Raw genomic sequence first — 13,568 nt, forward strand, 5'->3', positions numbered from 1 at the left:
GGGATCAATTTACGTACCAAAAGGATCTATTTTTCCCTCCAGCCGCCTTTTCTATGAACGGATTTTTCAAAATCGGCTTCCCAGTACCAATTTATCCCCCGAATCATCTACTTCAAACAACGTGGGAACCCGAATGTAGCGGCCATTTTCACCCACGCTGTGACTATGTACGACCATCAGATGTTTGCCGTCGAATGTTTTGAACATCATTCCATGCCCATAGTTTGCAGGCGTAACCGGTTCCTCTTCATGTATCCAGGGTCCGTCTAAGGTGCCGCTGGCGGAATAGGCCACGCCCTGGGTATAATCGCTGAATACCCAACTGGTCCAAAGCATACCCAACTTCCCGGTTTGAGTCCTGAACAGCCATGGACCATCGGTTACTTTGTTGGGAACGATGTTTCCCTTTTCGTCCCGTTCCCTACTCCAGGGGGAATCACTTGCCCGAAAAAGCAATTTGCTTTCGCCAATTGTGCCACTCAGATCAGGTTTCAGTTCAATTTTTTCAATCGTACCGTTCCAGTTTTGCAGCCATTCATAACAATAAACCATATAGGGCTTCCCATCGTCATCCACCCAAAAGGTCCCGTCCAAAGTCGGTTTGTTGGCGGGCAGGTACTCAGGATCTCCCATAGGAACGTAAGGCCCTTCGGGTTTGTCGCTGACCAACACATGACAGGCACGGCGCTCGATAACATTCCCTTTCACCGTGTCGATCTTTATATCTCTGTTGGTGAAGGTGGCAAAATAGTAGTATTTGGCTTTATAATGATGCAATTCTGCTGCCCAGATCATGGGGCTTTCACCCATCCAGGATTTAGAATCGGTCTTTGCCAGGTGAAACGGCCCTGACCATTTTTTCAGGTCCTTGCTTTTCCACAGCATACCTCCCGTACCTGTCATGTAATACATCCCGGTATTCTTGTCTGCCAGGATAAAAGGATCGCTCAGACGGATTGAATCCAAAGGTATATCCTCCCTCACAGCGCTTTCCCTGCTTTGCGAAAACACCAGGGTAAAGTGGATGCCAGTTAATACAATTACAGATAGCATCTTCCGATAATTCATTGTTTTCAACATTTTCCCTTCCTGAATTTTTATGGATCAACCCCGAAAAGTACGCATCCCTTACCAGAGTCGTCAATACCGCTGCTCCTCGATTTCACCGTTGCCGAAACACTCTCCGTCAAGCCGGCGTCTGTCTCCAATTGCCGGTCTCCGGCCTGAGATATCCAATGATGACATACTTACTGATTTCACTGCTAAAGATACAAATCAAGTGTTGGTTTTATCCCTTTTGGACGAAACTCTTTGTGATTACGCGTAAATCCAGGAATGTGACGGGAAAGAAAGGGCGTATTTTGGCTGTCACTGTATCAGTAAAAAATGATACAGCTTGACGGCGCGGGATACTTTCAAAAAATACATGGACAGGGTTTCCCTTACATTGGACAGGGGTCAACGGAGAGCTAACCCTTAAGAGGATAGCAAATCCTTAAAGTTCGACCCCATATCCCCAAGACATGGGCACTGATCAAGGATATCGGACGGCAGAGATATCATCCAGATAGTGGGTACTATAAAACTTAATGCCATCTATCTGTTGTTCCCCGTCTCTAAAGGAAACAGCTCCCTTATTTCCGACGGCATTTGACCTGTTATATGTTTTAGCTGACCTTCGGTCAGATAGCGTTTGTTTAAAGAGTCCAGGATCATGGTGATGAGTTTGTCCGTGGACTGTTCCCAGTTAAAGTCCCGTTCCCCATGTTTGGCCTGTTCCTGCTTGACAGCGTCTTTGAATTCCTCCAAGCTGTTTATTTTTAATGGTTTCTCCCGGTGCTCCCAGCCTTCAACATAGATGCCTTTCAAAAACATCGGCAATTGTGAGAGGACATGCATGGATTCACTGACGGTGATCCGGTCCCGCAAGGTGTGAAGCACCGCCCTCAGCAAAATGGAGGTCTGTCCTATTTCCTCCGGATGCCCGAGTTCCTGGGCCAGTTGCTTAAGGTATGCGTTTCCTTCCTGAGCGAATTTATCAAAATTAATAGCCATAATTAAATATATTCTTCGTTATACATAAATTTTGTATAATTATTATATAATTATAGTTCAATAATCATGCCTTATGGCCCGATCTCGCCGGGCTTTTTTTCTGTTGTTTGAAAAAAGACAGAGTGTCGGAATTCATTTCAAGTTACACAACGTCAAATTTCACCACCCGTAAATGACCAGGTTTAAATCCTTATCTTTGCAGATTATTATTGTTATGTGTTATTTTGGTAAATAACCCAAAAACATGATGAAATGGTTGGTTGTGTTAGTGGCTACAGTATACTCCCTTTGCCCCGCCTTTTCCCAATCCGACACACTCCGAATCTATGACCTACCCCCCATAGACTTCAGGGGGATCAAGGACAAAGAAGTCGTTACTCCCCTGCCCAATGTTTATAAAACCTTTATCATAGGGGGAAGAAAATCCGAAGTTTTGGATGTTGACTCCTTGGCGGGAAACATCACCGAAAAGACGGGCAGACAGATTTTTGCTAAAATTCCAAGCGGTTTTGTCTATGATATGGACGGCAGCGGCAATCAGGTGAATTTTTCGGTTAGGGGATTGGATGCACACCGGAGTTGGGAGTTCAATGTCCGCCAAAACGGCACGATCATCAATACGGACCTGTATGGGTATCCGGCCAGCCACTATTCCATGCCCATGGAAGCGGTGGAACGTATTGAACTGCTGAGAGGTACCGCCGCCCTGCAATACGGGCAACAGTTCGGAGGAATGGTAAATTACATACTCAAAAAACCCGATACAACGAAACAATTCAGCTATGAAAACATGACCACAGCGGGTTCCTTCGGGCTTTTTTCCTCTTATAATGCCATTGGTGGAAAGGTCGGTAAACTGACCTACCATGCCTATTACCATAAGCGTTTATCCGAAGGTTATCGACAAATCGCCCGTTCCGATGCGGACGCACAATACATGGGGTTAACCTATGATTTTTCTGAAAACCTTAGCCTGGAAGCCTCTTTGTCCCGCAGCCGTTACCTGTACAGGATTCCCGGTCCCCTCACAGATGAACAGTTCATGGAAAATCCCCGTCAGGCCACCCGGAGACGGAATTTTTTCGCACCTGAAATCTATATACCCTCAATACACTTGGGCTGGAAAATCAGCCCCAACACCATGCTGGAGTGGGTCGCTTCAGGAGTATTTGGCAACCGGAGTTCCGTGACATTTGATGCTTTCGCAGATGTGCCGGATATAATCCAGCCAGACACCCATGAATTTGCTCCAAGAAACGTGGACATTGACAATTACCATAGCCGAACTGCCGAGGCAAGAATGCTCCATGAATACCGATGGAGAAAAACAAAAAACTATCTGACGGCCTCCTTAAGATATTTCAATAACAAATTTGACCGGAGACAACGGGGCCTGGGGACCATGGGTTCGGATTTTGATCTTACCGTGATGCGTGACTTCACAAGGAATATTGTCCTCCATTCCGAAAGTCTGGCTTTTGCCTTGGAAAACCAGTTCAATCTCGCAAAAAAACTCAGCTTCTCTCCGGGAATCCGTTACGAATACGGCCAGTCTGCCATGAGCGGACGAATCGACTATCTGGAAGCAGAAAGCGTCCCCCGGATCATTCCCTATCGGTTTTTCACTTTGGGGGCCCATGCAGCCTATTTCATCAACAGTTCTTCCAAAATTTACGGTGGTATTTCCCAAGCCATCCGTCCTGTCCTTTTCCAGGATTTGATTCCGGGAAATCCCCTGGCGGCCGTCAGCAGTGATTTGGAACACTCCTTTGGATACAATGCCGAGCTGGGATGGGAAAACGTCATTGGCGATAGGCTAAAATACAATGCCACGCTCTTTAGCACCTACATTGGCAAGCGCATAGGCAATATTCTGATCAACGAAGACGGGCAGACCCTAATCGCCAGAAGCAATGTCGGAAACAGCAGAACCGATGGGGTGGAATTGTATTTAGATTGGAAAGTTTGGAATCACGGTCAGTCTTCTATGTCTTTTTTTACCTCCTCATCCTATATGGACAGCCGATATCTTGACGGTACAGTCTCTAATGGGGAAAACAACGTGGATATTTCAGGCAATGTGGTGGAATCCGTACCAAAATGGATAAGCCGAAATGGTGTGACATATGTCTTCAACGCTATGAAATTCATCTTGCAGCATCAGTTTGTATCGGAAACTTTTGCAGATGCAGTGAATACAATACGTCCGCTGGAATCCGGTGCTGTTGGGTTAGTGCCTTCCTACCATATTTGGGATTTGAACATGGCTTTTCCTTTTTTGCAAAGGTTTTTATTCCGGGCGGGTATCAACAATATTTTTGATAAACAGTACTTTACCAAAAGGCCCCAGATGTACCCGGGACCGGGGATTTGGCCTTCAGATGGCAGGGGATTCAATGTGTCTCTGAATGTAAAAATTTAGAATCCAGACAATTGCGCATGAAAAGTTTCTCGGGATTGATGGTTTATGAGCCGCGTCCACTCTCCGCTGAATAAATTTCGTTTAATTTACCAGTAATTTTACGTTGTATACTTCAATGCCGGTATTGCAGCTGATGATATACAAACCGGGTGGTTGATTTTTTGCGTTTTCTAAAAATTCCGGGGCGATGCTACCCATCACGCCAAAGGTTCTGGATATGGAACGGCCCCATGCATCGATCAGACTCAAGTCCACTTTTTTGTCTTTCAAGTGGTGGGGTATTGTCAGCATGAGTTCACCTGAGCTATAGGGATTTGGGTATAGTTTTAAACCAGGTTCCCATGAGGTTTGGTCCGTTTTGAGCCGGATCACCCCACTGTAATCAAAGCTGCCGTCCAAATCCACCTGCTTGATGCGATAATACACTTCGGCGTAGGCATTGGCGGTCGTGTCCAGAAACTCATAATCCACCTGCGTGCTGCTTTGACCCACCGCATTTACACTTCCGATGGCATGCCATGTATGACCGCCATCGGTCGATCTGTATACAACGAATTTTTCATTATTTTTTTCCTGGGCCGTACCCCATTTAATCAAATTCCCTTCTTTCTTTTGATCCGCCTGCTGATAGAGCCATACAACAGGCAGTTTTACACGGGGTTCCGTTTCTTCGGAATCTGTGTTGTTTTCATCAATGGGGTCCGCTATGGCCCCGGATATACGGACACTGTTGATATAATCTCCTGCTGTGGTGACTTTTGCGGTGAGGGTCAGCGTCTGGGTAACCCCATAGTTCAAATCACCTACATCCCATATTCCCAGCAGTGGCTCGTAGGTTCCTGCGGAAGCGGAGTGGTTTATATATGAATACCCCTCAGGCAAATATTCTTCGACGATTACCTCACCGGAATTGCTGGGACCGTTATTCCTGGCTTCAATGGTGAATACGACATTCCCCCCCATTTCTGGGGTTGGATCATCAACTGTCTTGGTGACCTCAAGATCAGCTAACGCAGTACTGAAACCCATCGTCCATTGATCTTCAGTTGCTTGAGTACCCCAATCGGTTCCATCCGTACTGGATTGACCCCTCACGTAAACCCTAAATAATAAGGATGTAATTTCTTCTCCCTCTATCAGGACCGATCCATGCGCCACACCCGCTCCTGAAGCCCTGGGCTCCAATGCGGTATTCAGAATGTCATTTCCACTTATGTAAAAAGTTGATGTACCTGAGAGTTTTGACAAGGTCAGGTCCGGTGTTAAAAGTTCTAATTCGGCGGTACATCCCGTTCCAGAAAATGTAGCCCCCAAACCGGAGATATGCACTACGGGATTTGAAACAGGTGTGCTAAAATCCACCCTCAAATCGTGCATATGGTGCTTGCCACTGAAGAGCTTCCCATTTAAAACATACACACCATTTGCGAGTAAAACGCTTCTATTGGCCGTTACATCTATTCCAGTTCCAAAATTATCTGAAGGAAGCGAGGTAAAATGGCTATTTGAAGGGTCGCTTAGAAAATTAATGGCAGGAAAAATGGGAGCGGTCGATCCTGAACCTCCTGAACCCCAAAATCTCCATCCAATGACACTTGAAGGGTTGTTGGGATCACTCGAGTTCCTATTGGTATTTTGAGGATGATTCATATATTGCTGGTTCAAAAGTGTAAAGGTCGCCGTGACGGAAGGGGACTGAGTCGCAAAAATGTTTCCTGTCGGATTATCCTTATTTGTTCTGAACCTGATGGTAGCAGAGGTAACAGGTCCGTTTCCCGTGGGGTTGCCGTCTCCCGAGGCGAATTCCAGCGCTGGATTCTGCGCGGATGTCTCTGAGAAAATAAAAAAGAAAGCAGGCAGAAGCAACAGCTTTTTACCTAAAAAGTGCCATTTTATCCCATATAAAATTTCTGTACCCCGTATAAAGTCAAAACGTCTCATCACATCTACCCCAACCCGGTCGTGTTATCAAAAAATGCATAGATCAACTTTAAATTCTCTACCTAACACCCCCATGAATCCTTCCCTTATTTATTGAAATTTATGGCAATCTTTTAATTTATGGTCATATCAAAAGCCAAATATCACCCGCCCACATTAAAAAAACAAAAAACTGATCCACAAAGCAAAATACCTGATTTCTATTACAATTATTTGGGTATCGCAATAAGAAAAAAATAATATTTTGACAGCATTTCACCCTATTCATCGGGCTTACTAACTACCCCCCTTCTATTCCTTCCCACTTGATCCGGGGTGATTCGCTTCACCATATACAACCTCAGATTTTACCCTTCATGAGTGACGAAGTTCAAATTACGACTATGAGGCAACGCATGCCGGCGTCCAGAGAGGTGCCGGATTTTGTTAATAGGCTTCAACCGGCGGTGATTTTTTATCGCTATTCCGAAAATATTTAGGGGAATTTTTTAGATGAGGTCTGGGTTTACATGTATTGTAAAGTCATATAACGGACGGCCCCATATAGCTATGATGGTTTTAAGGAGGGCTTCTACAATGTTATTTAAAAAGATTTCGTTATAAAACTTGGGATAATTCCTTAATATTGCACCGTGAAAATTCAGGTAAAGAAAATATTACCCCTTTTGTTTAAAAGAGCCTTTACCAACTTTTTGGCTGTATTTCTTGTCGTGCTCTGCATTGCCGATGGTGATGATGCGGGACATGAAATCCCCCATACGGACATCCATTTGTCAGAGATCGATTACGATTATGTGGATTTTCCCACTTCTCTGAGCCGGAGCAGCAATTCAACCATTTTGAATTTACAAAGGGAAGCAACCATCCCTTTTTTTACCATTGTATTTGATTCAGGTATCCGCAATCTATTTTCGGACTCCAATCTCAACAAGCGAAGACAGATACACCTCCATCCCTTACTGACGAAATTGACGCGTGTGGTCGTCTGCAAAAACGCGCCTTAAAACTATTTTTTTAATCATCTTGCGCCATTCATAGAGAAACAATCCTTGTTCTCTTCCAGATGGAAAACCGGGAGGCTTTATACAATCACTGGCATTCTATATCGACGCTTACTGTCAAGTGGTCCCGTCTGAGGCGCTGACCCCAGCATAAGCCTTTACCTAAAATACATCAACTAACTTATTGTTAAAAATATGAGCTTTATCATGTCAAGGTTTAAACCATTTAGGATAAACTATTCTTACGTATTATTCTTTACCATAATCATTTCCTTGAATATTACGCTGAACTCCTGTAGCCAGGGAAGTGGAAAAAACAACACCAACGAGAAAAAACTGGAAGTTCCGGTATTTTCCTTAAAACCGATAGACATCGAAGTCCCCCAAACCTATGTCTGTGATATCCAAGCAGTACAGTTTGTAGAAGTGCGGGCCAAGGTAGAAGGTTTTGTGGAGCGGATTTTTGTAGATGAGGGAGAAGAGGTAAAAGAAGGCCAGCCATTGTTTCAGCTAACTTCGATAGAATATTCCGAGCTGGTGAATTCCGCCAGAGCCAAATTGATGCAGGCCCGTGCCGAAGCCAAGTCTGCCCAACTCGAAGTGGAGAGACTGCAGGTACTGGTTGATAAAGATATATATTCCACCTCAGAACTTGAATTGGCCCAGTCCAAGAAAGACATGGCTGAATCTGCCATCTTAGAGGCAGAATCCTTGTTAAAGCATGCACAGACCGGCCTTTCTTACACGACCATCAGAGCTCCTTTTAACGGCATCGTCGATCGGATTCCTTATAAAACCGGGAGTCTTGTGAAAAGCGGCGATTTACTGACCAATATCACGGACATCAGTGAAATCTTTGCCTATTACAAAATCACGGAAAATGAATACCTGCAATATATGCGGGGTCAGCTTGATACAGCGGTGGATGAAGAAGCCTTAAAACAGCAATTGGAGGAAAACCTTCAGGAAGATGAGGAAGAGATCACCCTGATCCTTTCCGACGGGGTGGAATATCCCCACAAAGGCAAACTTGAAACCATGGAGGCCGATTTCGAAACCGGCACAGGTTCGATTGCATTGCGGGTAAGATTTCCCAATCCGGACGGTTTGATCAAACACGGTGCCAGCGGCAAGGTTCAAATGACCAACACTATGGAGGATGTCTACCTGATTCCCCAGAAATCCACTTTTGAAATCCAGGATTATAATTATGTGTATATGTTGGATGAGAACAATATCGTCAATGTAAGGAGCTTCCGGCCTATCAAACGATATGGCCTTTTCTATCTGGTCGAAGGTTTCGATGGCGGAGACCGGGTGGTGCTGGAGGGGCTCCAATTGCTTCAGGACGGCAGCCATGTGGATCCCAAAGTCGAGGACACCGATGAGGTTTACCGGTCCCTAAATCTTTCATTGTAATTCATTCACTGTATAAAGGACCAGAAAGATGCTAGATTTATTTATAAAAAGGCCAATCCTTTCGACCGTCATATCCGTGTTGATTACCCTGATAGGGTTGTTGTCCTTGTTTACGCTGCCTGTTACCCAGTTTCCCGAGATTGTCCCTCCTTCAGTGACCGTTACCGCCAGGTATACCGGGGCCAATGCCGAGGTACTCACCAAAGCCGTGGCCACTCCTATAGAAAGGGCCATCAACGGCGTGCCGGACATGACCTATATGACCTCTGTAAATACCAATGATGGTATCTCTCTCATTACGGTATTTTTTAAAGTAGGAACCGACCCGGATCTCGCCGCTGTCAACGTGCAAAACAGGGTGGCTACCGTTCTGGATGAATTACCCGAAGAGGTGATCCGGGCTGGCGTTCAGACCGAAAAGGAAGTGAACTCCATGCTGTTGTACCTTAACCTGATGACCGCGGACACCACACAGGACGAGAAATTTGTCTATAACTTTGCCGATATCAATATCTTACCGGAACTCAAGCGCATTGACGGCGTGGGATTTGCGGAGATAATGGGCTCCCGGGATTACTCCATGCGGATCTGGCTGAACCCGGACCGGCTTGTGGCTTACGACCTCACCCCTCAGGATGTAAACCGGGCCATCCGTAGTCAAAATGTGGAAGCTGCTCCGGGAAAATCAGGGATAAGCTCTGACCGGGACCCCCAGTCACTTCAGTATGTTTTAAAGTACACCGGCAAGTTCAATCAGGCGGAGGATTATGAAAACATCACCTTAAAGGCTTTGCCGGATGGCTCATTATTGAAAATCAAAGATGTAGCGGAAGTGGAGTTTGGTTCGGTGGATTACAACATGGTTTCCACCACCGATGGAAGACCTTCCTCCTCCATCATGATCAAGCAAAGGCCCGGCTCGAACGCCCGTGAGGTTATCCAGAACATCAAATCAAAAATGGCGGAATTGCAGGAATCCTCCTTCCCTCCGGGAATGCACTACAACGTCTCCTATGATGTGTCCCGTTTTTTGGACGCTTCCATTTCTGAGGTAATCAAAACCCTGGTGGAAGCTTTCTTGCTGGTGTCCATCGTTGTTTTTATTTTCCTGCAGGATTTCAGGTCCACTTTGATCCCTGCTATTGCTGTCCCGGTTTCGCTTATAGGCACTTTTTTCTTTATGGGACTCTTCGGGTTTTCCATTAACCTGCTTACCCTCTTTGCCATGGTGCTGGCCATAGGCATCGTGGTGGACAATGCCATTGTTGTGGTGGAAGCGGTCCATGTAAAAATGCACCAGGAAGGCCTGAATGCCAAACAGGCAACCTTCGCCGCCATGAAGGAAATTGGAGGAGCGATTGTGGCCATAACCCTGGTGATGTCAGCGGTTTTTGTTCCCGTAGGTTTTATGGAAGGACCTGTGGGTATCTTTTACAGGCAGTTTTCCCTCACCTTGGCGATTGCCATTGTCATCTCTGGGATCAACGCCCTTACCCTTTCCCCTGCATTATGCAGCTTGTTGCTCAAACCGGTGCACCATGAAAACAAAAAAGGCCTGTTATCCCGGTTTTTCAACAAGTTCAATGAAAAATACGCCGCGTTTTCCGTAAAATATTCCCGGCTGATCGGATTTACGGCCGGCAAAAGGTACATTACTTTTGGCATTCTTATCCTTTCTTTTGTGCTCACGTACGGCGTTTCCGCCATCCTGCCTTCGGGCTTTATCCCCACTGAGGACCAGGGGATGGTCTATGTGAACGTCACTACTCCCCCCGGATCCACTGTGGAAAGAACCCAACAGATCATGGACGATATCCAAGCGTCTATTTTACCGTTTGACGAGGTAGAGACCATTTCTACTTTGGCGGGATACAGCTTATTGACGGAAACGGCCGGTGCATCCTATGGCATGGGCATGATCAATCTCGTCGGCTGGAAAGACAGGGACGCCAACGTCAATCAACTGATACAGAAATACCGGGAAAGAACGGCGCATATCACAGGAGCAGAAATACAGTTTTTCTCGCCGCCCACCGTGCCGGGATTCGGCAATGCATCAGGTTTTGAGCTCAGGCTTCAGGACAGAACGGGAGGTGAACTGGATCTTATGGCGCAAACGGTGAAAGATTTCACCGAAGAATTGAACAGCCGTCCGGAGTTAAAAGAAGTCTTCACCAATTTTGACCCCAGCTTTCCCCAGTATATACTCAGGGTAGACCATGATAAAGCAGCCAAGCTTGGGGTCTCCGTGGACGAATCCATGGCCACGCTTCAAAGTTATATAGGCAGCTTTTATAGTTCAAATTTTATCCGTTTCGGTCTCATGTATAAAGTGATGATCCAGGCATCTCCTGAATACCGGACCAACCCCGAGTCCCTGCTTAAATTATATACCAGGAACAATCAGGGTGAAATGGTACCTTACTCCAACTTTATCACGTTGGAACGGGTATACGGGCCGGAACAGTTGACGCGGTACAATATGTTTACCTCCGCCATGATCAATGGGGATGCTGCGGAGGGATATTCCAGCGGAGATGCGATTGAAGCGGTGGAGGAAACCGCTTTGGCTACCCTACCCCGGGGATTTGACGTTGATTGGTCAGGCATGACCCGGGAGCAGATTGCTTCCGGAAACCAGGCCATCTTTATTTTTATTGTCTGTCTGGTGTTCGTCTACCTGCTTCTCTCAGCGCAGTATGAGAGCTATTTGTTGCCTCTGCCGGTAATCCTGTCATTGCCCGCCGGCATCTTTGGCTCTTTCCTGCTTTTGAAGATCACGGGTTTGGAAAACAACATTTACGCCCAGGTTTCTCTGATTATGTTGATCGGGTTACTGGGCAAAAACGCCATTCTGATCATCGAAATAGCCGTCCAATCCCGCAGAAAGGGGATGGGGGTATTGGAATCCGCCATTCACGCAGCCGTAGAAAGGCTAAGGCCTATCCTGATGACCTCCTTCGCATTTATCAGCGGATTGATTCCCTTGGCCCTCGCAAGTGGTGCTGGGGCCATAGGAAACCGGACGATAGGCACCGCGGCCGCTGGCGGCATGCTGATAGGTACCGTGGTGGGAATTGTTCTTATCCCCGGCTTATTTTATGTCTTTGAATCCATCTCCGCTTACCTGAAAAAAGAAGCCGAAAGTGATGAGAAAGGAGGAGAATTAGTTCCCAGTTACAAAAATTCATGATTCTAAAAAAATTCCGGGCCGATATTTCCGGCCCGTTAAGTATACACCGATATGAATACCTATAAGTCTTTTATATATATTTTCTTCCCATTAATTCTCCTTTTTGTCTCCTGTAAAACACAGCAGGTCAGGGAAGGCATTTCCACTCAGATACCCGATAACTATCTTGTAGCAGAACAGACAATCCAGGATTCCTCCAATTGGGCCCTGGCCGGTTGGAAAGAGTTTTTCAAAGATGCGCATTTACAAAACCTTATCGAAACGGGGCTGGAAAACAACCAGGATGTTTTGAAAACCTTGCAAAACATCCGGATAGCCCAAGCCGACCTGAAAAGGGCTAGACTGGGGAGGCTTCCCGAAATCAACGGAATTGCCGGAGTTTACTCCAGAAGATTTGGAGAATACACCATGGACGGCGTGGGAAACACGGACTCCAATTTATCCCCTACGGTTCCTGAGGATAAAAAAATACCGGACCCTTACAGGGATTTTATTTTAGGAGCAGAGTTTGGCTGGGAAATAGACGTCTGGGGCAGACTCAATATGCGACGAAAACAGGCAACAGCCCAGTATCTGGCGTCCGTGGAAATGACCAACCACACCAAGACCTGGCTTATCGCGGAAATAGCTACCCATTACTATCACCTCATAGGGCTGGACGAAGAAATAGAAACCCTTTTATCCAACATCAGTTTCCAGGAACAGGCTTATGAATTGGGAAAAAGCCTGAAAGCCACCGGCAAGGACAGTCAACTTTCTCTGGACCAGTTTGAAGGCCTGATGCTGAATTCAAAAGGCGTATTGGTGAGCAAAAGGCGGGAAAGACAAAACGTGATCCTAAGCCTTTCCAGGTTATTGGGCACCTATCCTGAAAATTATGAAAGGCCCCCGCTATCAGAAGTGGATATTCCTGAAGCGGTACAGGTGGGACTGCCTTCGGATCTGCTTCGTCTGAGACCTGACATCCGGCAGGGAGAAAACCAACTGCGGGCCAATGACCTTGAAGTAGGCATAGCCAGGACCGCTTTTTTCCCCTCATTCCGCCTATTTGGCATGGCCGGGTTCAACGCTTTTGAATTCAGCAAACTTTTTCTCAATCCCGCTTCTACCGCCTACCAACTTGGCGCGGGTTTGACAGCGCCGCTCTTTAACAGGGGACAAATCAGGGCAGCCTATGAATCGGCTAAAGCCAATCAACAAATTGCCCTTTTAGATTATGAGCAGACCGTTCTGAAAAGCTATCTGGAAGTCCTCGGTTTGGTCAACGATTTCAGCACCTTGGAAGAAGAAATACAGCTAAAAAACGATGAAGTGATCGTACAACGGAGATCGGTAGATAACGCGGGCACCATGTTCAAGGTAGGCTATGCGGACTATCTGGATGTCATCAATGCCCAATCCAGGTCACTTGAGTCGGAGTTGGACTACATTAACCTGAAAGTAGCACAGCTTCAAAGCACTGTAAAACTTTACCGGGCCCTGGGTGGTGGATGGCAATAGCTTGATATCAAGGAAATAGAATCATAAATCTGGTATA

Annotated in this window: 8 protein-coding genes; 5 read left to right on the forward strand and 3 right to left on the reverse strand. The window is 46.2% G+C overall.

Translation table 11 applies throughout. The features are described from left to right. Positions 1-66: 66 nt before the first annotated feature. On the reverse strand, positions 67-1,053 hold the full coding sequence (locus ACFPFU_RS14045) for a glycoside hydrolase family 43 protein (RefSeq protein WP_377065396.1): 987 nt from the start codon (positions 1,051-1,053) through the stop codon (positions 67-69). 543 nt (positions 1,054-1,596) lie between these two features. Further along, positions 1,597-2,055 carry a DUF2267 domain-containing protein gene (locus ACFPFU_RS14050; RefSeq protein WP_377065397.1) on the reverse strand — a complete coding sequence of 153 codons (459 nt, stop codon included), beginning with the start codon at positions 2,053-2,055 and terminating at the stop codon, positions 1,597-1,599. Between the two features lie 244 nt (positions 2,056-2,299). Between ACFPFU_RS14050 and ACFPFU_RS14055 the strand changes: the two genes are divergently transcribed. Further along, positions 2,300-4,477 (forward strand): TonB-dependent receptor family protein, encoded by a 2,178-nt coding sequence (locus ACFPFU_RS14055; RefSeq protein ID WP_377065398.1) that lies wholly within the window; start codon positions 2,300-2,302, stop codon positions 4,475-4,477. Between the two features lie 81 nt (positions 4,478-4,558). Here the strand turns inward: ACFPFU_RS14055 and ACFPFU_RS14060 are convergent, their stop codons facing one another. Next, on the reverse strand, positions 4,559-6,418 hold the full coding sequence (locus tag ACFPFU_RS14060; RefSeq protein ID WP_377065495.1) for a hypothetical protein: 1,860 nt from the start codon (positions 6,416-6,418) through the stop codon (positions 4,559-4,561). Positions 6,419-7,083: 665 nt separating this feature from the next. On the opposite strand from ACFPFU_RS14060, the gene ACFPFU_RS14065 reads away from it, so the two are divergent. The 4 genes from ACFPFU_RS14065 to ACFPFU_RS14080 all read left to right on the forward strand — a co-directional run bounded on the left by ACFPFU_RS14065 (position 7,084) and on the right by ACFPFU_RS14080 (position 13,531). Beyond that, on the forward strand, positions 7,084-7,422 hold the full coding sequence (locus ACFPFU_RS14065) for a hypothetical protein (RefSeq protein WP_377065399.1): 339 nt from the start codon (positions 7,084-7,086) through the stop codon (positions 7,420-7,422). Positions 7,423-7,626: 204 nt separating this feature from the next. Further along, positions 7,627-8,838, forward strand: a complete 1,212-nt coding sequence (locus ACFPFU_RS14070) for an efflux RND transporter periplasmic adaptor subunit (RefSeq protein ID WP_377065400.1) — start codon at positions 7,627-7,629, stop codon at positions 8,836-8,838. A 28-nt stretch (positions 8,839-8,866) separates the two neighbouring features. Further along, complete coding sequence (locus ACFPFU_RS14075; RefSeq protein WP_377065401.1) at positions 8,867-12,031, forward strand: efflux RND transporter permease subunit; 3,165 nt, start codon at positions 8,867-8,869, stop codon at positions 12,029-12,031. A 51-nt stretch (positions 12,032-12,082) separates the two neighbouring features. Then, a complete protein-coding gene (locus ACFPFU_RS14080) occupies positions 12,083-13,531 on the forward strand; it encodes an efflux transporter outer membrane subunit (protein WP_377065402.1) in 1,449 nt (482 codons plus the stop codon). Positions 13,532-13,568 lie beyond the last annotated feature (37 nt).

It is taken from the genome of Negadavirga shengliensis (genome assembly GCF_042652345.1).
Lineage (GTDB): Bacteria > Bacteroidota > Bacteroidia > Cytophagales > Cyclobacteriaceae > Negadavirga > Negadavirga shengliensis.